Source organism: Nonomuraea sp. B1E8, assembly GCF_039871515.1.
In the GTDB taxonomy this organism is placed as follows: Bacteria; Actinomycetota; Actinomycetes; order Streptosporangiales; family Streptosporangiaceae; genus Nonomuraea.
This window is the reverse complement of record NZ_JBDPLS010000004.1, coordinates 24,880-43,165: the sequence shown is the minus strand read 5'-3', so window position 1 is coordinate 43,165 and position 18,286 is coordinate 24,880. Positions and strand designations below refer to the sequence as shown.

17 protein-coding genes are annotated in these 18,286 nt (G+C 67.5%); 7 read left to right on the top strand and 10 right to left on the bottom strand.

Going from position 1 to position 18,286, the window contains the following annotated elements:
* Positions 1 to 131: 131 nt before the first annotated feature.
* From ABGA98_RS15170 to lon, 4 genes are all read right to left on the bottom strand, one after another.
* The gene (locus ABGA98_RS15170; RefSeq protein ID WP_347618915.1) at positions 132 to 953 is read right to left on the bottom strand and encodes a MetQ/NlpA family ABC transporter substrate-binding protein; all 822 of its coding nucleotides are present in this window, start codon (positions 951 to 953) and stop codon (positions 132 to 134) included.
* A 10-nt stretch (positions 954 to 963) separates the two neighbouring features.
* Positions 964 to 1,620 (bottom strand): methionine ABC transporter permease, encoded by a 657-nt coding sequence (locus ABGA98_RS15165; RefSeq protein WP_347618914.1) that lies wholly within the window; start codon positions 1,618 to 1,620, stop codon positions 964 to 966.
* The gene (locus tag ABGA98_RS15160) at positions 1,617 to 2,594 is read right to left on the bottom strand and encodes an ATP-binding cassette domain-containing protein (protein WP_347618913.1); all 978 of its coding nucleotides are present in this window, start codon (positions 2,592 to 2,594) and stop codon (positions 1,617 to 1,619) included. The genes ABGA98_RS15165 and ABGA98_RS15160 overlap by 4 nt, the downstream gene beginning before the upstream one ends.
* A gap of 403 nt (positions 2,595 to 2,997) precedes the next feature.
* Positions 2,998 to 5,355: an endopeptidase La gene (lon, locus tag ABGA98_RS15155; RefSeq protein ID WP_347618912.1), complete on the bottom strand. Its 2,358-nt coding sequence runs from the start codon at positions 5,353 to 5,355 to the stop codon at positions 2,998 to 3,000.
* 178 nt (positions 5,356 to 5,533) lie between these two features.
* Between lon and ABGA98_RS15150 the strand changes: the two genes are divergently transcribed.
* Together ABGA98_RS15150 and ABGA98_RS15145 are read left to right on the top strand one after the other, a co-directional pair.
* Positions 5,534 to 7,303, top strand: a complete 1,770-nt coding sequence (locus ABGA98_RS15150; protein ID WP_347618911.1) for a histidine kinase — start codon at positions 5,534 to 5,536, stop codon at positions 7,301 to 7,303.
* Positions 7,300 to 7,959: a response regulator transcription factor gene (locus ABGA98_RS15145; protein WP_347618910.1), complete on the top strand. Its 660-nt coding sequence runs from the start codon at positions 7,300 to 7,302 to the stop codon at positions 7,957 to 7,959. Before ABGA98_RS15150 ends, ABGA98_RS15145 begins: the two co-directional genes overlap by 4 nt.
* A 327-nt stretch (positions 7,960 to 8,286) precedes the next feature.
* Here the strand turns inward: ABGA98_RS15145 and ABGA98_RS15140 are convergent, their stop codons facing one another.
* Both ABGA98_RS15140 and ABGA98_RS15135 read right to left on the bottom strand, forming a co-directional pair.
* Positions 8,287 to 8,853 (bottom strand): NUDIX domain-containing protein, encoded by a 567-nt coding sequence (locus ABGA98_RS15140; protein ID WP_347618909.1) that lies wholly within the window; start codon positions 8,851 to 8,853, stop codon positions 8,287 to 8,289.
* Positions 8,850 to 9,980 (bottom strand): adenosylhomocysteinase, encoded by a 1,131-nt coding sequence (locus ABGA98_RS15135; RefSeq protein WP_347618908.1) that lies wholly within the window; start codon positions 9,978 to 9,980, stop codon positions 8,850 to 8,852. Before ABGA98_RS15135 ends, ABGA98_RS15140 begins: the two co-directional genes overlap by 4 nt.
* Before the next feature lie 208 nt (positions 9,981 to 10,188).
* Here ABGA98_RS15135 and ABGA98_RS15130 point away from each other — a divergent pair, with 208 nt between their 5' ends.
* Positions 10,189 to 10,947, top strand: coding sequence for a GntR family transcriptional regulator (locus ABGA98_RS15130; RefSeq protein ID WP_347618907.1), 759 nt, complete (start codon positions 10,189 to 10,191; stop codon positions 10,945 to 10,947).
* Positions 10,948 to 11,200: 253 nt separating this feature from the next.
* Here ABGA98_RS15130 and ABGA98_RS15125 read toward each other — a convergent pair whose 3' ends face one another.
* Positions 11,201 to 12,061 (bottom strand): alpha/beta fold hydrolase, encoded by an 861-nt coding sequence (locus ABGA98_RS15125; protein ID WP_347618906.1) that lies wholly within the window; start codon positions 12,059 to 12,061, stop codon positions 11,201 to 11,203.
* A 134-nt stretch (positions 12,062 to 12,195) separates the two neighbouring features.
* On the opposite strand from ABGA98_RS15125, the gene ABGA98_RS15120 reads away from it, so the two are divergent.
* Positions 12,196 to 12,723, top strand: coding sequence for a winged helix-turn-helix domain-containing protein (locus tag ABGA98_RS15120; RefSeq protein WP_347618905.1), 528 nt, complete (start codon positions 12,196 to 12,198; stop codon positions 12,721 to 12,723).
* Between the two features lie 163 nt (positions 12,724 to 12,886).
* Positions 12,887 to 14,248: a phenylacetate--CoA ligase family protein gene (locus ABGA98_RS15115; protein WP_347618904.1), complete on the top strand. Its 1,362-nt coding sequence runs from the start codon at positions 12,887 to 12,889 to the stop codon at positions 14,246 to 14,248.
* Positions 14,249 to 14,305: 57 nt separating this feature from the next.
* Here ABGA98_RS15115 and ABGA98_RS15110 read toward each other — a convergent pair whose 3' ends face one another.
* Positions 14,306 to 14,713: a hypothetical protein gene (locus ABGA98_RS15110; RefSeq protein WP_347618903.1), complete on the bottom strand. Its 408-nt coding sequence runs from the start codon at positions 14,711 to 14,713 to the stop codon at positions 14,306 to 14,308.
* A gap of 449 nt (positions 14,714 to 15,162) precedes the next feature.
* Positions 15,163 to 16,329, bottom strand: a complete 1,167-nt coding sequence (locus ABGA98_RS15105) for a helix-turn-helix transcriptional regulator (protein WP_347618902.1) — start codon at positions 16,327 to 16,329, stop codon at positions 15,163 to 15,165.
* Between ABGA98_RS15105 and ABGA98_RS15100 the strand changes: the two genes are divergently transcribed.
* Positions 16,258 to 17,037, top strand: coding sequence for a flavoprotein (locus tag ABGA98_RS15100; RefSeq protein ID WP_347618901.1), 780 nt, complete (start codon positions 16,258 to 16,260; stop codon positions 17,035 to 17,037). The genes ABGA98_RS15105 and ABGA98_RS15100 overlap by 72 nt on opposite strands.
* Positions 17,038 to 17,158: 121 nt before the next feature.
* The gene (locus tag ABGA98_RS15095; RefSeq protein WP_347618900.1) at positions 17,159 to 17,527 is read left to right on the top strand and encodes a hypothetical protein; all 369 of its coding nucleotides are present in this window, start codon (positions 17,159 to 17,161) and stop codon (positions 17,525 to 17,527) included.
* Positions 17,528 to 17,935: 408 nt separating this feature from the next.
* Here the strand turns inward: ABGA98_RS15095 and ABGA98_RS15090 are convergent, their stop codons facing one another.
* Entirely contained in the window at positions 17,936 to 18,082 is a 147-nt protein-coding gene (locus tag ABGA98_RS15090; protein ID WP_347618899.1) for a hypothetical protein, read from the bottom strand.
* Positions 18,083 to 18,286: the final 204 nt, after the last annotated feature.

Genomic DNA, 18,286 nt, shown 5'->3' with positions numbered 1-18,286 from the left:
GGCCTCCTCGGGAGAGGTTTTGCTGACCCTGTTTTAATACGCCCGGCGGATTGCGCGCCGCTTACAAATGACTTGCCGCCGCAATGGCATTGATCACCCGTTATTCCCGGCCGTCACACGCGTTTTCAATATCATTCGGCGGGAATCACCGAGCCGGCGTACTTCTGCTGGATGAAATCCTTGACCCGCTCATCCCGCAGCAGCTTGCCGAGGGTCACGATGCTCGCGTCCTTCTCGTGGCCCGCCTGCACGACCAGGCCGTTGACGTACGGGTTGCCCTCGCCCTTCTCCAGCACCAGCGCCTGCGACGCGGGCTTGAGCCCGGCCTCGATCGCGTAGTTGCCGTTGATCACCGCGGCGTCGACGTCCTCCAGCGAGCGCGGGAGTTGCGCCGCCTCCAGCGGCTGGAAGCGCAGGTTCTTCGGGTTCTCCGTCACGTCGCGCTCGGTGGCGGCGGTGCCCGCGCCGTCCCTCAGCTTGACCATGCCGTTGTCGGCCAGCAGCGTGAGCGCGCGGCCCAGGTTGGTGGCGTCGTTCGGGACGGCGACCGTGGCGCCCGCGGGCAGCGCCCCCACGTCGGTGACCTTCTTGGAGTACAGGCCGAGCGGCTCCAGGTGGACCGGCGCGGCGAAGGCCAGCTCGGTGCCCTTGGAGGAGTTGAAGTCGTCGAGGTACGGCTTGTGCTGGAAGTAGTTCGCGGTCAGCAGGCCCTCGTCGAGCTGCGTGTTCGGCTGCACGTAGTCGGTGAACTCCACGACCTCCAGCTTGAGGCCGGCGGCCGGGGCCAGGTTCTCCTTGACGAAGCCGAGGATCTCGGCGTGCGGCACCGGGCTGGCGCCGATCTTGAGCACGTCGTCGGCCGACTCGGCCTTCGTCGTGGCGGGCTGCGACGTACCGCATGCGGCGAGCGACAACGCCAGCGCAACCGCACCCACAATGCGACCAAATTTCATGATTCTTCCCTTACTTGTGCGATAGGCGCCTGGCGACCCAGTCGCCCAGGCTCTGCAGGAGTTGCACGATGACGATGAGCACCACGACGGTGACGATCATCACCAGCGTCTCGAACCGCTGGTAGCCGTACCGGATGGCCAGGTCGCCCAGCCCGCCGCCGCCGATCGTGCCGGCCATGGCGGAATAGCCGATGAGCGCGACCACGGTCACGGTCAGGCCCGCCACGAGTCCGGGCAGCGCCTCGGGCAGCAGCACCTTGCGCACGATCGCCGCGCGGCCGGCGCCCATGGCCTGGGCGGCCTGGACGACGTCCGTACCGACCTCCCTGAGGGCCGTCTCGACCAGCCGCGCGAAGAACGGCACCGCGCCGACCGTGAGGGGCACCACCACGGCGGCGGTCCCGATCGTGGTGCCGACGACGAGCCGGGTGAACGGGATGATCGCGATCATCAGCACGATGAACGGCAGCGAGCGCCCGATGTTGACCACGAACCCGAGCGCCTGCTTCAGCGCCGGCATCGGCCGGAGCCCACCGCGGTCGAACACCACGAGCGCCACGCCGAGCGGCAGCCCGAACAGCACGGTGAACACCGTCGACCAGCCGACCATCTGCGCCGTCTCCACCGTCGCCGGCCACAGCAGGGGCAGCATCTCCTCCCAGGTCATGCGGCCCTGCCTTCCCGGGTCTCCTCCGCGACTTCGACGATCAGCCCGCAGTCACGCAGGTACGCCAGCGCCGCGCCGGTCTCGGCCCCGTCGAGCGCGACGCGCAGCCGCCCGGCCGATCCGCTCGCCAGTTCCTCGATCGAGCCGCCCAGGATGCTGACGTCCACGTCGAACTTCCGCACGACCTCCGACACGACCGGCCGGCCCGGGTCGCCGGTGAACGTCAGCGTCACCACGCCGGGCTGGGCGGGCTCGGGCAGCGGGAAGATCTCCCTGGTCAGGCGGGAACCGGGCGTCCTGATGAGGTCGGCGACGGCCCCCGACTCCTCGATGCGGCCCTCCGACATGATGGCGACGGAGTCGCAGACGGTCTTGACGACGTCCATCTCGTGGGTGATGAGCAGGATCGTCAGGCCCAGTTCGGTGTTGAGCCGCTTGAGCAGGGCGAGGATCGACTGGGTGGTGGCCGGGTCGAGGGCGGAGGTGGCCTCGTCCGACAGCAGCACCGACGGGTTGCCCGCCAGCGCCCTCGCGATGCCGACCCGCTGCTTCTGTCCCCCGGAGAGCTGGTGGGGGCGGTCCTTGCCGCGCCCGTCCAGCCCCACGAGGGCCAGCAGCTCGGCGACCCTGCGCCGGCGCTCGGCCCTCGGCACGCCCATGACCTCCAGCGGGAAGGCGACGTTGCCGGCGACCGTACGCGAGGCGAGCAACGCGAAGTGCTGATGGATCATGCCGATGCGCTGCCTGGCCCGGTTCAGCTCGCCGTCGCCGAGCGCGGTCAGCTCCTGGCCGGCGACCGTGACGGTGCCTGCGGTGGGGCGTTCGAGCAGGTTGACGCAGCGCAGCAGCGTGCTCTTGCCGGCGCCGCTCTGACCGAGCACGCCGTGGATCTCGCCTTCGCGCACGTGCAGGTCGACACCGTCCAGGGCGACGGTCTCGCCATAGTGTTTGCGCAGGCCTGAAACCTGGATCACGGATCATCCCCACCACTGAGGGCGGCCGTCGTCGGGGCCGCGGAAACGTACAGGATCGAACAGCAGGCGGCCGGCGTTCAGCGCATGCCTGGGTAGAAGGGCAGGTGGCTCAGCCTGCGCAGCACGAAACCTGGTGTGATCATGACGACCTTCGAGGGGAACGGGCGGACGGGGTGCTCTAACGGGCCGGCATTCGCCCCATGCGCATGCGACAACACGAGACGCCCCGGCGGGCGCCCTGGTCGTTCGCGCATGCCTCGTTCACGCCGTTGATAACGACGCAGCGAGATTCCCCCATTCCCCGCCGTCGCGTGATCCACGTCACTTCACCGCCGGGCGGATCCGGGCATGCCGACGCCCGCCGTACGCAGAAACGTCTGGATACGGCGGGCGGCGGGGCGGGTCAGGCCGCCACCGAGGAGGCGACCTGAGCCGGGGTGAGCGCGAGGTCCAGGACCTCGCGCACGTCGCTGACCGCGTGGATGGTCAGCTCGGCGCGCACCTCCTCGGGCACGTCGTCCAGGTCCGGCTCGTTGCGGGCCGGGATGAGGACGGTGGTGATGCCCGCGCGGTGCGCGGCCAGCAGCTTCTGCTTGACGCCGCCGATGGGCAGCACCCGCCCGGTCAGCGAGATCTCGCCGGTCATGGCCACGTCACCGCGGACGAGCCGCCCCGACAGGAGCGAGGCCAGCGCGGTCGTCAGCGTTACACCGGCCGAGGGGCCGTCCTTGGGTACGGCGCCCGCGGGGAAGTGCACGTGGACCGAGCGGTCCTTCAGCGCGGTGACCGGCAGCTCCAGCTCCGCGCCGTGCGAGCGCAGGTAGGACAGCGCAATCCTGGCCGACTCCTTCATCACGTCGCCCAGCTGGCCGGTCAGCGTGAGGCCGGTCTCGCCGGTCTCCGGATCGGCCATCGACGCCTCCACGTAGAGCACGTCGCCGCCGGCGCCGGTGACCGCCAGGCCGGTGGCCACGCCCGGCACCGAGGTGCGCTGGCGCGACTCGGGCAGTGACGACTCCGGCACGAACCTCGGCCGCCCGATGTAGCCGACCAGGTCGTCCTCGCCGACCGTGACGGGCAGCTCGTCCTTGGCGGTCACCTTGCGCAGGATTCTCGCGACCGACCGCTCCAGGGAGCGTACGCCGGCCTCGCGGGTGTATTCGGCGGCCAGCCTGCGCAGCGCCGCCTCCTCGACCGCGACCTCCTCGGCGGTCAGCCCGGCCAGCTCCAGCTGCCTGGGCAGCAGGTGGTCGCGGGCGATCGCGACCTTCTCGTCCTCGGTGTAGCCGTCGAGCGTGACGACCTCCATCCGGTCGAGCAGCGGCCCGGGGATGGCCTCCAGGACGTTGGCCGTGGCCAGGAACAGCACGTCGGACAGGTCGAGCTCGACTTCGAGGTAGTGGTCGCGGAACGTGTGGTTCTGGGCCGGGTCGAGCACTTCGAGCAGGGCGGCCGTGGGGTCGCCGCGGTAGTCGGCGCCGACCTTGTCGATCTCGTCGAGCAGGACGACGGGGTTCATCGAGCCGGCCTCGCGGACGGCGCGGACGATGCGGCCGGGCAGTGCGCCGACGTAGGTGCGCCGGTGGCCGCGGATCTCCGCCTCGTCACGCACGCCGCCGAGCGCGACGCGTACGAACTTGCGACCCATCGCCCGGGCCACGGACTCGCCCAGCGAGGTCTTGCCGACTCCGGGAGGACCGGCCAGCGCGAGCACGGCGCCGCTGCGGCGGCCGCCCACCACGCCGAGACCCTTGTCCTGGCGGCGCTTGCGCACGGCCAGGTGCTCGATGATGCGGTCCTTCACGTCGGACAGGCCCGTGTGGTCGGCGTCGAGCACGGCCCGTGCGCCTGCGATGTCGTAGTTGTCCTCGGTGCGGTCGTTCCACGGGATGTCGAGGATCGTGTCGAGCCACGTGCGGATCCAGCCGGTCTCCGGGGACTGGTCGGGCGTCCGCTCCAGCTTGTCGACCTCCTTGACCGCGGCCTCGCGCACCTTCTCCGGCAGGTCTGCCGCCTCGACGCGGGCGCGGTAGTCGTCCTCCTCGGTCTCGGAGTCGCCGTTGAGCTCCTTCAGCTCCTTCCGCACCGCGTCGAGCTGCTGGCGCAGCAGGAACTCGCGCTGCTGCTTCTCCATGCCCTCCTGGACGTCCTTGCGGATCGTCTCGGCGACGTCGAGCTCGGCGAGGTGCTCGCGCGACCACTCGACCAGCTTGGCCAGCCGGTCGGCGGGGTCGGCGGCCTCGAGCAGCTCGACCTTCTGCGCCCTGCTCAGCCAGGGGGTGTAGCCGGAGCTGTCGGCCAGCACCGAGGGGTCGTCGATCTGGTTGACCTGGTCGACCACCTGCCAGGCGCCGCGCTTCTGCAGGATCGTCGTGGCCAGCGCTTTGTACTCCCTGGCCAGCTCCTGGGCGCGCTCGCCGGCGGCGACGGTGTCGATCGTGTCGGCCTCGACCCACAGCGCGGCGCCCGGGCCGGTCGTGCCGGTGCCCACGCGGACGCGGTCGACGCCGCGCACCACGGCTGCGGGTTCGCCGCCCGGCAACCTCCCGACCTGCTCGACCACCGCGCGCACGCCGATGGCGCCGTAACGGCCGTCGATGCGGGGAACGAGGAGGACCCGCGGCTTGTTGCCACCAGATGCACGGGCCGCGTCTATGGCAGCGCGCACGTCGGAGTCGGACAGGTCCAGCGGAACCACCATGCCCGGCAGGACGACCTCGTCGTCGAGCGGCAGGACCGGAAGGATCAAGCTCTCACTCATGCGAACTCCAAAGGGTTGAGTACATCCGACTCAATTCATCAGAGCCTCGGATTGTTCCCTTGCTTGCCGATGTTCGCTCACGGCGATCGTAAGCATGTAATCGAATACCTGAGGGCGACAGCGGAATCAACCCCTGGTGTGACGCGGCCGACGCGGGCCCGACCGTAAGGTTGACCAGGTGATCTCCGTCCAGCGCGCCCGCGACCTCGCCCGCCGGCGCCCCGGCCGTTCCCGTGCGGCCTCCGGCGAGGCAGCCGACCGCACGACCGGCGCGAAGCCCGTGACGGAGTCCCCGACAGCACCCGCGAGCGAGCCCCGGAGCGAGCCCACGACAGAGCCCCCGGCGGAGTCCACCACGAAGCCCCCGACGATTTCCGCGCCAGGGCTTCCGACGGGGCTTTCGACGGGAGCCGACGGAGCCTTTGGCGCCGCGCCCGCGGCGGGTCCCGGCGGCGCGCCCGGCGACGAGCACGCCGGGAGTGGCTCGCCGGGGTGGGGCGACGGGCGAGCGGGCGGTGTGGCGCTGAGACTGGTGCGGCCGTTCGCGTGGGCCCTGTGGCGGGGCGACGCCGACCCGCCACCGTCCCCCCGCCGCCTGGCCTTCAACGTGCCGAGCTGGCTGGCGGTGCTCGTGCCGCTGAGGACGGTCAACCTCCTCCAGCTGGCCGAGCTGGTGCTGGCCTTCGCCCTGTTCGGAGTGACCCAGTCCATGGTGAACGACTGGAACCTCCAGACTCGGTTGCCGGTCGGCGAGCAGTTCACCTACCTCACCGCTCTGGCGGTCGCGTTGCCCGTGGCGCTGCGCGACCGTTGGCCGCTGGCCGCGTGGCGGGTCGCCTTCGTGTCGATGCCCCTCGTCCTCTGGGTGGCCAAGACGGCCGGGCCGCCCGGAGCCCTGCCCTACGCGCCTCCCGTGACCGTGGCCTACCTGCTGGTCCTCTACTCCGTGGCCGTGCGCTGCGACCGGCAGATCACCTGGGTCGTCTGGATCCTCACGGTCCTCACCGCCTGGATCGCCGACCCCAACTCGATGCCGCTCGTATCGGTCGTCACGGCCGTCGCGGTGCTGTTCGGCCACAACGTACGAGTCAGGCGCTCGACCACGGCCAAGCTCGTGGTCGAGGAGCGACGCTCCCAGGTGGCCGAGAGCGCCAAGGCCGTGCTGGCCGAGCGCACCCGCATCGCCCGTGAGCTGCACGACGTGGTCGCGCACCACATGTCGGTGATCGCGATCCAGGCGGAGGCGGTGCCGCTCAAGGCGGCCGGCGACCCGGTGCAGTTGGAGGCGGGCCTGGCCGAGATCCGCGGGTTGTCGCTGGAGGCGATCGCGGAGCTGCGCCAGGTCCTCGGCGTGCTGCGCGACCAGGACGGCCGCACCGACACCGCACCCCAGCCGGGGCTCGACCGGGTCGACGAGCTGTTCGCCAACGCCCGCGCCGCCGGGCTGGCCGTGCTCGTCAAACGGTCGGGCTCGCTCGACGGGCTGCCACCCGCCGTTGAGCTGTCGGCCTACCGGATCGTGCAGGAGTCACTGAGCAACGTGATGCGGCACGCGCCGGGAGCGCCCGTCGCGGTGGACATCGCCCGCGAGGGGAACGAGTTGCGGTTGTCCGTAGCCAACGGTCCGGGCAGCGGCTCCGGCGGCTCCGGCGGCTCCGGCGCCCCTGCCGATGGCCCTGCCGATGTTTCTGCCGATGTTTCTGCCGACGTCCCGCACGAGGCTTCCCGCAGCGGGGCACGTCAGGCGGGCAGGGAGACCGCTCACGGGTCAGGCACGGACACGGCACGTGAGGCGGGACAGGATCCGGCACGTGGGGCGGGGCAAGGGCTGGTGGGGATGCGGGAACGGGCGGCGTTGCTCGAGGGCTCACTCGACGCCGGGCCGGTCTGCGGTGGAGGCTTCGAGGTACGCGCAGTGCTGCCGATCGTGAAGAGGGAGAACGCTTGATCCGGGTTCTGATCGCCGACGACCAGGGGATGGTGCGCACGGGGTTCACCGTGTTCCTGAGCGGCCAGCCGGACATCGAGGTCGTCGGCGAGGCGGCCGACGGGCGGGAGGCCGTGGCTCGGGCGTGCGAGCTCGATCCCGACGTGGTGCTCATGGACGTCCGCATGCCGGTCATGAACGGTCTCGAGGCCACCAGGGAGATCCTCGCCCGCCAGGAGTCGACGAAGGTGCTCATCCTGACGACGTTCGACCTCGACGACTACGTCTACGAAGCGTTGCGGGCGGGAGCCAGCGGGTTCCTGCTCAAGGACGCCTCGGCCGCGCAGCTCGCGGAGGCGGTGCGGGTGGTGGCGGGTGGGGAGGCGCTCATCGCCCCGTCGATCACGAAGCGGCTCATCCACGAGTTCGCCCGGCTCGGCGGTCCACGACCGGTGCCGGGCGGGCGGCGGCTCGACGAGCTGACCGAGCGGGAGACGGAGGTGCTCGCCCTGGTCGCTCAGGCACTGTCCAACCAGGAGATCGCCGACAAGCTGTTCGTGGCCGAGCAGACGGTCAAGACGCATGTGGGGCGGGTACTGATGAAGCTCGGCCTGCGCGACCGGGCCCAGGCGATCGTCTTCGCCTACGAGACGGGTCTCGTCCGCCCCGGTTCATGAGGCTCATACGACCGTACGGACTGATCCAGCGGTTGCCGCAACGACCCCACCGGACGTCCTGCCGTGCTGCCCGTCGCCAGACGATCCGGTCCCGTCTGTTCCTCGCGGCCACACTCTGAAGGACCTGTACTTGTTCAAGGTCGACGCCAATTCGGCCAACAACCGTGAACGCCTTCAAGAAGGCCAAGGGTCGCCCGCAAAACTCGATCTGGGGCTATCTGTGCCGGCAGTACGCCCTTGGCCTGTCCTGACCCTTTCCCGACTCCGAGAACAACTAAAGCACCCGCTTGACTGTCGCCATGACGGTCGAGCGGGGCTTGTTTGCATTCAAACGGCGAACGGCTGGTCAGCCAGCTCCGTGATTTTCTGCACGAGACGAAGTGTGTGAAGGTCTCTGGGCCTACGCCATGCGTACGCGCCGATTTCTTCGTCCTGGACTTCGACCCTCTGGTATAGCGTCCTGAAAACGTACCTGAAGTCCGCGTGCATGTGCTCGGGCTCGCTCTTCTTCGGGTTGGCCGGAATCTCGTGGATGTCGATGTCGATGGGCGTGGTGTCCAGACCTGATGGAGATACAGCGAGCTGGCTGTTGATGCTCGACTCCTCCCGAAGCTCCCGGAGGCAGGCCGCGACGAGGTTGAAGTCGCTGGGCTCGATGTGCCCTCCGGGCAGGAGCCACCGGCCGAGCGCGAGGTTGTGAATCACGAGGACCTGACCGAGGTCGTCCACGACGGCGGCGCTGCACGTGATGTGCATCGGGTACGTCTTCCTGGACCACAAATTCGGCCGATTTTCGACCGACCGGATTAGTACCTGGAGATTGCCTGATTCTTCCGGGTAGATGTCGAGATACCTACGGATGGTTGCCCGAATTTCGGCTTGAGAAATGCTCATGACGCTCCATTGAAGTAGTCCAACCAGGTCGAGGCAATAGCCTGGCGAGTTTCGTCCGGTACTTCGTGTATACCTGGTTCGTGCTCATGTGCTGCTAGCTGCGTCAGTGCGGCCAGAATTTCGGCCTGTACGAGGAATATGAACGGCCCGACAGAGGCTCCGTGGGTGAAGTTGACGGCGTTCCCGTCGGCCAGTACGTAAAAGTAATGTCCAGTGCGGCTGTACTTGGTGATGCTGCCGCCTACCTCCTCGCGGCTGTAGAGGCCCGGGAGGGCGTCAAGCTCCAGCTCGTCATCTGAGCTCGTGACGGAGGCTACGTAGGCACCGTTGCCGATCCGGCCGAAATCTTCGGCTCGGAGGGAGAGGTTGCCTGTAGCGCAGATGACGACTCCAGCTCCGCAGAGAGCCTCAGCGAGCGTCTCGGTAGTCCGGTGTCCCTGCGACAGTGCTTGGGCCCTACGGACCGAGCTGGAGTCGTAGACGGTGACTTCGACGTGCTTGGCGTGGAGCATGGAGGCGATCGACCGGCCGAGCTTCCCGTAGCCGATTACGGCGGCTTGTCGGCCTTGGAGGATGTCTCCTCTGGTGCGGATCAGAGCCTCGGTCGAGAACGTCACCGACTGGCCGACGAGGAAGTCTTCCGGCTCCTTCAGCGGAGATCGGGCCACCGAGTAGACAGGGCACGTCAGCTTGCCTAACGCCTGGTAGCGCTGGTGGCCGTTCTCGGTGTCCTCCACAACGCCGACGAGCTGTCCGGAGTACCTGGAGCAGAGGTAGTCCAGACTGCCGGCAAAGTAACCACCGACATCCAGGAGCACGATGCGCTGGGAAGGAGCTCGATGCTCCAGGTACTCCAGAGCTCGGGCCGGATCCGAAAATCGGGACCGGTCGAGCTTGTCCACGTGGAACGTCTCTGCGACTTCCCGTAGAGCATGCCCGTGGATGGATTTCGGCTTGGGGAGGACGGCCAGGACCCGTGCTGCCCTCGCCACGGCACGGATGAACGCTGGCCTTTCCGGTAGTAGGTGGGTGATGACTAGGGTCGAGACGTTGCCCGCCGTTTCCGAGCGCTCGACGACCCGCCTGAAGAACGCATCTACTCGGGATCTCTCGAAGTCCTCCAGCATGGGGATCTCCTTCTGGTGATCAGGTGTGAGCTATCGATGCGTCCCGCTTCGCCAGAGCGACCATTGGGGGTGCTTGCTGGCAAGATCGGATAGGTCTGACATACTGACCTCCGCTTGATTTGCGTATGCCGAATCCGAATTCCGTATATGAAAATGGCCCGACGTAGGGTTGCTGTCAACCCTCCGAGGAGTACGAGAAGGAGAACGTGTGCAGGGGCGGCCTGCTTACCTCCGGATAGCTGATGAGATCCGGGAGAAGATCCACTCTGGGGCGATAAAGGCCGGTACGCGGCTTCCGTCCAATGACGAGCTGGCCGATACGTACGCGGTTTCCCTCATGACCGTCCGTAAGGCCATGGAGCAGCTCAAGTCCGAGGGTCTGGTCGAGTCCAGGACTCGGGGCGGGACGATCGTCAAGCAGCGACGTCCCATCCGGCGGATTTCCTCGGAGCGCTACCTGGCCGATATCGGCCCTCAGGACGTCCCGAAGTCCTCGTACACGTCGGATCAGGGGATCACCTGGTCGGAGTACCGGCTGGACGTCTCCTATGAGTGGGCTGCGGCCGATGCCGAGTTGGCCGAGCTGTTCGGCGTTGATCCGGGTACAAGGCTGCTCGACCGGAGATTCGTCTTCTATTCGCGTGGTGTGCCAACCCAGATGTCGAGGCCGTACCTCCTCGCGTCGGATGTCGAGGGTACTCCAGTCGCAGATCCGAATAACGAGCCCTGGCCTGGCGGCACGTTCAACCAGCTACGTTCCATCGGGATCGTTGTCGACGACATCACCGAATCCGTGAGGACTCGGATGCCGACGCCGGCGGAGGCGGAGACGCTGAAGATTTCCACTGGAGTTCCTGTGTTCGCGATCACCAGGAGGCTGCTCGCTCAGGGCCGTGTCGTCGAGGTCGCACACCCGATAGTGGTCCCAGGAGACAGCGCGGTGCTGGACTACCGGATCCAGATTTAGGTCTCCAGCCGGCTCTCACCGCATAAAGAGGGCCCCTCCGCTACCACGAAGGGGCCTGCTCGGGTTAGGGCACCCGATCCGGTATCTCTAAGGGCTCCTACTCCTGCTACCTGACCGATGACTACGTCTTCGTCGGCGGCGGCGAGGTTGCTCCACCACTCAGGGATCCCACGCGGCCGAACGGACCGATCCAGCGGTTGCCGCAACGACCCCAACCGGACATCTTCCTATGCCGCTCGTCGCCCGCGCCTGGTCAGCCAGCGTGTTCATCCGGTTCCTGGCGGGTCGGTCCGTACGCGGATGCGACGGGGTCGAGCCGATTTCCGGTTCGCACGCTGTGCACGACGTCCTGGATCGCGGCGACGACGATCCCGGGATCGTCGTGGTGAATGTAGTGACCGGCCCGATGGGCGATCACATGGCGGCTGTTGGCCGACAGGAGGGCCAGGTCGGCGTTGAGGTCGTGCCAGCAACGCCAGTCCTCGGAAACCGTGCCGCCACGACCTGGGCCGCGGGTCAGGACTACGAGAGGCCTGTCGCCCAGCGCCCCAGGGGGCAGAGGCTGGTCGGCCACCGTCAGCCGCTTCAAGGCTCGGTGCTCGCGCATCATCGACCGCCGATCGGCGCCGCTGCGGATGCCCCGGGAAACCGTCATAAGGAAAGGCAGGGTCACCGCTTCGAAGAACCTGTCCCGCCAGGGAAGGCAGTCGCGAAGGATCTGCGCCTGGCCTTCGGTGCTGGAGTCGACCAGCACCATGCCCGCCACTTCCGTGTCATAGAGCCCAGTGAAGGCCCTGGCATGCACACCGCCGGCCGAGTGACCGACGAGTACGACAGGGCGCGGGATGTCCGCTGCGTCCAGAACCTCATGAAGATCGCGAGCGATATCGCCTGGTGTCCTGTTGTCGAGTGCTCGGCTGCTGGAGCCGTAGGCGGCTCGGTCGTAAGTCACCACTGCGGTCTCATCGGCCAGGGTCTCGGCCACGTCTCGCCACGATGCGGCATTTCCACCGAATGCCGGCTCAACGACCACGGCAGGTTCTCCGCTACCGAAGGTAGTAACGCTGATGCGATGTGACCCTGTCCGGACCACAGCGGCCCGGCTACTCGTCATTCCCGCGACAGAACCGCCGATGCGTCATGTGCATGATCGTAAGCCGTGCCCCGCAAAGTGTCAAAGGATGCTTTGACACTTTGCGTTACCGCCGAAGCTATCGTTGACGGATGCGGACAAGCGATCCAAGAGCCATGCGCGCTCTCGCGCACCCGCTGCGCCTGGAACTCCTCGACCTGCTCGGACGGATCGGCTCCGCGACGGCCACGACCTGCGCCAAGCACCTGGCCACCTCCCAGGCGTCGTGCTCCTTCCACCTACGTCAACTGGCCAAGTACGGTTACGTCACCGAGGCCCAGCCCTCAGAAGACAAGCGCGAGCGGCTGTGGCGGCTGACCGACCACGAACAGAAGTGGTCCGCGGTGGAAGGTGGCCCGGCGGCCGCGGAGCTGGAACGGGTGCTCATCGAACGGGAGGCCGCCCGCATGACCACATGGACCCAGACCCGTCACTCCACCCCTCAAGCCTGGCAGAACGCGGCCTTCGTCTCGGGAATCAGCGTGCCCCTCACTCCCGAGGAACTCGACGCGATCGGCAAGAGTCTCACGGGGCTGCTCGAACCGTACATCGCCCGGCTGACAGATCCGTCACTCACTCCAGCAGACGCCGAGTCCGTGCGGATCTTCCTCCATGGAGCCCCCCATCCAGCCCTTGACGCATAGCGCGTTCCGGAGGTCACGCACACCAGAACGCACTACTCGCGTCTTGCCGGGTCGTCTGCTGGGAACGCTCACAGCCGGCCACTGATCACTGTGTTGCGATGACCCCCGGAAGACGTCGAGCGTGGGCGTTTTACTGAGGGCGGGTTCGCCGTAGAGTCGGCTGATGGACCCGGTTGCGCTCTTCCAGCAGGTGGCGGCGAGCGTTCCCGCCTATCGCGCCTTTCTGGCGGAGAACTCCATCGATCCCGAGAAAATCCGCACATTTCAGGACTTCGTGCGGCTGCCGATGACGACCAAGGAGACCTACACGCGTCGCCATCCCCTCCCCGACCTGTGCAGGGACGGCGTGATCGGGGACATCGTGGCGGTTTCGTCCGGCTCCACCGGCGAGCCGTCGTTCTGGCCGCGGTCGGCGGCCGACGAGCAGGTGATCGCCGCCCGCTTCGAGGAGGTCTTCAGAGACTCCTTCGCCGCTCATGAACGCCGCACGCTGGCCGTCGTCTGCTTCGCCCTCGGCACCTGGGTGGGCGGCCTGTTCACGGTCGACTGCTGCCGTCACCTGGCCGCGCGCGGCTACCCGATCACCGTGGTCGCGCCCGGGACCGACCGGAGGGAGATCCTGCGCGTCCTGCCGGAACTCGCCCCGCACTTCGACCAGGTCGTGCTGCTCGGCTACCCGCCGTTCCTCAAGAACGTCATCGACACCGAGGACCTTCCGTGGCACCGCTGGAACATCAGGCTGGTCACGGCGGGCGAGGTGTTCAGCGAGGAGTGGCGCACGCTGGTCGCCGGACGGGCCGGGATGGAGGACCCGGTACGCGGCATCGCCTCCCTGTACGGCACCGCCGACGCGGGCGTGCTGGGCAACGAGACCCCGCTGTCGGTCGAGATCCGCCGGTTCCTGTCCGACCGCCCCGACGCCGCCAGGGAGCTCTTCCGCGAGTCGCGGCTGCCGACCCTCGTCCAGTACGACCCCGCGGTGCGGTTCTTCGAGGAGCACCAGGGAACCCTGCTGTTCTCGGGCGACAACGGGGTCCCGCTGATCCGCTACCACATCGCCGACGAGGGCGGGCTGGTCGCGTACGACGAGATGCTGGCCTTCGTGCGCCGGCACGGTTTCGAGCCGGCGGCGCGCGGCCCCGAGCGCCCGTTCGTGTACGTGTTCGGCCGCAGCCACTTCACCGTCTCCTACTACGGCGCCAACGTCTTCCCCGAGAACATCGCGATCGGCCTGGAGCAGCCCGAGATCAGCGGCAGGGTGACGGGCAAGTTCGTGCTGGAGGTGAGCGAGGACTCCGACCGCGACCGGCATCTCACGGTGACGGTGGAGCTGATGCCGGGCGAGAAGCCGGCGGAGGAGATCGCCCAGGCGGCGGGCGAGTCGATCCTGACGCAGCTGCTCCGGCTGAACAGCGAGTTCGCCCACTACGTGCCCCCCGCGCGGCAGGCGCCGTTCATCCGCCTGCGCGAGTCGGGCGATCCGGAGTATTTCCCGCCGGGTGCCAAACACCGCTACACCCGCTGAGCCGGCGCCGGTAGCGCTTCCTGTGAGGCGAACTCATGGCCCCGTGTGAGCCGCTGCTTACTGGACCCGGCTGACGCAGTCCGTACAGGTGTCACTCAGCGTCGGTACGAAGGGAATGAGCCAGTCGCCAATGGTCAGGAGACGGATCGGTTCGCCGCACAGGGCCTGAGCATCGGACAGCCGGGCTGCGTGTCGCTGCCTTTCTGGGTGCCATACGGGCACACCGGTGCCGTACGGGGTGGAGGGCTCCTCCGGAGCGGCCACGGTCGGCTCGACGAGCAAATCGCTCCAGTGAACGGGCCAGCGCCGAATACGGCCAGGCAGTTCATGGGACTCACCGTCCAGCTCGACCAGCGCGACAGCTCCGTACCTGAGGGTCATGACCACCCTCCCGCAGCGACCGAGCAGCCAGCCGGCGTGAGCACGGGTACGGGCATGGCTGTGCAACAGATCAACGATCTTCACACGACTTCCCGTAGGCGGCTGGGCACCGCTCACCGTTCACTCGTGCACGTCGACGTCGGCCCATCCGCTGCTGAGGCGAGCTCGCCGGCCACCGCTGGGAGTCCGTGAGAGGTCCGCAACTGCTCGTAGCGACGTCTGATGCGATTGGCGGCCCGATCAGGGTCCGTGCTGGGATGCCAGGCGTAGACAGCGCGGTTACGTCGTTCATCCCAGCCGCTACGCCACCAGAACCGCTCGCCGTCACACCAGATCACCAGACCCACCCAGACGGACACCAACGCGAGCCCATAGCCGTCGTGGACGTCTGCCACACACCCGTGCGACCTTAGAAACCGTCGAAGACATTCGGCTGACGAGAGGGCATATGAGGAGGCCATGCCTCGTCGTTCCACGTGGTGACCTATGGCGTTCATGAATCGAAGCATGAACGCCGATGAGGCTCACAAGTTTCACGACCTCGTGATACTGCGTGACCGGCCCAAGCCCATCCGAGTGGCGACGCCCCGCAGGTTCTCGGTAATGCGGCGTTGTACGTCGAGCAGACGTCCAACGGTCTCGCGCGCCATCGGGTGGTATCGGGTCCGCTGCGGTGCGATCTTCTCCGCGGTCAAGACGCACTCAAGGGCCTCGTCCCGCTTTCCTGCCCACAGCAACGCTCGGGAGAGGTCGATGTAGTGATGGCTGGCTCGCTCGGCAGGAACGGCGGACGTCAACGAGATCGTGGAGGCTCGCCGGATGGCCTCGTCTGCGTCGCCGAGTTCTATGGCCACCGCGACATCATGGATGGCCACGTTGCTTGGGCCGAAGAACAGCCCGTAGTGGTTGGTGTCGCCAGGCAGGCGTCGCGCCGCCTCATGTGCCGCGCCCATGTAGTCCCAGGCGACCGCACGCTGGTTGTCTCGCGCGGCGAGAATCGCGGCTCGCAGCTGGACCGTCCCATAGACGCTGGCGATCCGCGCTCTGCCGTTTTCCGGACCGCGTTCAAGCCTGCGCGATGTACGGGACAAGAGCCTGAGTCCGCCGTCCCACGCGGCCGTGGCCATGAACGCCATGCTGCGCCGGATCTCCGAGACCGGCTGGAGCAGCGGATCGTCCGCCTGCTGGGCAGCCCAGGCCATCCGTTGTACGGCCACATGGAAGAGATCCAGGTAGCCGAGCTTGTACGCCATGGAGTCAGCGGCGGAGTACGCGTGACTCAGGAGGCCGAAGGCCCGTGCCCGGCCGTCTCCTTCTAGCTCATGAGCCGCGTACGTCAGCTCCATGATCAGCCCAGACAGGACCGTTCCCAATTCCGCGTACTGGGCCGCCTGCCGGAAGGCGGTGACTTGGTCGACCGCTGTCTGGAGATCCTCAAGACGTCGCGGAGGGGTTTCCAGATCTGGTGGAACGTCGCCGTACACGAGGGCTTGCCGCAGTGCCGACACCGAGGCGTGAATGCGGTCGGTCTGCTCTGTGCGACCCCGGTAGGGCTGGCCGGTCAGCTCGGTGATCTCCACGTTGATCGCCCTTGCCACCGCTGCCACCAGCGTTGGCGTGGCCGGTTTGTGGCCGCGCTCGACCTGCGCGATCAAACTCTTGGAGCAGGGGACCCGCTGGGCGAGCTCGTTCTGGGTCAAGCCACGCAGCTTGCGAACGTGCGCGATCCTTGTCCCGATGGACTCATCCGCCGGTTCATGGTGATCCACAAGGGCTCCCCTCCCGATCACAAGATGAACACTCCCAGCGTAATGACGTTGCACCCGACGCCCAGCGGAATGGACGTGAACGGCCTCATGAAGCCACCAGATCACCCCGTGCTTTACATCGTCGTCTGCGCGACACCGCGCGCCCGCGTCATCGGCGAGCTCGTCGAGCTGGTCGTCGAACGCGACTGGACACCATGTGTGATCGCCACGCCTCAAGCGACACGGTTCATCGACCGAGCAGCTCTCGCCGAATTGACCGGCTACCCCGTACGCCACAAATATAAGGATCCCGACGCGCCGGATGCGCTTCCCGGCCCCGACGCCGTTCTCGTGTGCCCGGCGTCGTTCAACACGATCAACAAGTGGGCGGCCGGCATCAGTGACACCCTGGCTCTGGGGCTGATCACCGAAGCGATCGGCTTGGGGCTGCCGATCATCGCCGCCCCCGCCGTCAACAGCGCCCAGGCCGCCCATCCGGCCTTCGAGCGCAACGTCGACACGCTACGAGCCGCCGGGGTCACCATGCTGTACGGCCCCGGGGTCTGGGAGCCTGCCCCGCCCCGAAGCGGTGGCGCACCGTTCGCCTGGGAACTCGCTCTAGACGCTCTCGACAAGGCCCGCGACAAGCTCCACGCGTAACTGCCAACGCAGGTGCTGCTCCTCGACCGCGCGATCATGTTCACCGACTGAGCGTCCGTAGGTGAAGGCGATAGCATCGAACCGAGCGCAAGCAGGAAGGGAATCAATGGCTTATCGTCCGATGACACTTTCCGACCTCGCCGCGCGCTTGAGCGCGAACCTCGATGACAAGGTTCGGTGGAAACTCGTCTGGGAGTTTCTGGAGGAATATCGCTGGGAGCCGCCCGAGCTTCAGCCGCCGCTGCTTCAGGCCGAGCCGGAGCCCGTCGGTGATGAGCGGTGGGACGCGCTCCTGGCTGCCCTCGCCGAGCATCTCGCTGCCAAGCACGACCTCGCCCCCCCCCCGCCGTGGGCGGCTCTTCGCGTGCTTCGCCGGCCCTGGTTCCCTGCGGAGTTGGCCAGCCAGCGGACCGACGCACTTGTCTGGGCACCGTCGGCGTTCCGCAAGCATGGTGTCTATCTCTCCATCAACGATCTTGAGGCGGCGTGAGCGACGACGGGCTACTCGGCCGAGCCGAACTCGAGCGAGCGTTCACCGCGCTGGGAGAACGTTTGGTGCGGCGTGGTGTCGTAGCTGATCTCTTCGTCGTTGGCGGGGCCGCCATAGGCGCTGGCCTATGATGCGGTGCGGGTCACCCGGGATGTCGACGCGCTCTTCGTGCCGCACGGAGTCGTTCTGGAAGAGGCACGCGGGGTCGCCAAGGACCTCGACCTGCCGCCGTGGTGGTTGAACGAGCAAGCCAGCGTCTACATCTCTGGCAAGGCCGACCCTGGCAAGCGTAGAGTCTTCGATCATCCCGGCTTGCGTGTGATGGCGGCGTCACCTGAACACATCTTCGCGATGAAAGCGATCGCCGCGCGAACGCGTGACGGAGATGATCTTCGTCACTTGGCACGTCTAGCCTCTTTTGACCGTCAGTACCTGCACGCCGGCCGTCCAGGAGTGGATGCCGGGGATGGAGGCGAGCGTGCGGGAGGTGAAGTGGTGGATGTCGGCCGTGGTCGGCACGATCACCTCGCACACGAGCGAGGCCTGCCCCAGCATGGACATAGTGGTACGGCGTGGCCGCCACCCGCTGCTCCACCTTGGCCGGATCGTCGTCGTGGTCGTAGAGCGGCAGGATCTCCCGCCAGCAGTCGCGCAGGTCGTCGTCGTCGCGCACGGTGCCCGACATGATCTGGTCGAGCTTGGCCGGGTCGATGCTCACCTGGGACGAGGCGGCGGCCCACTGCTCCACGACGCCGCCTG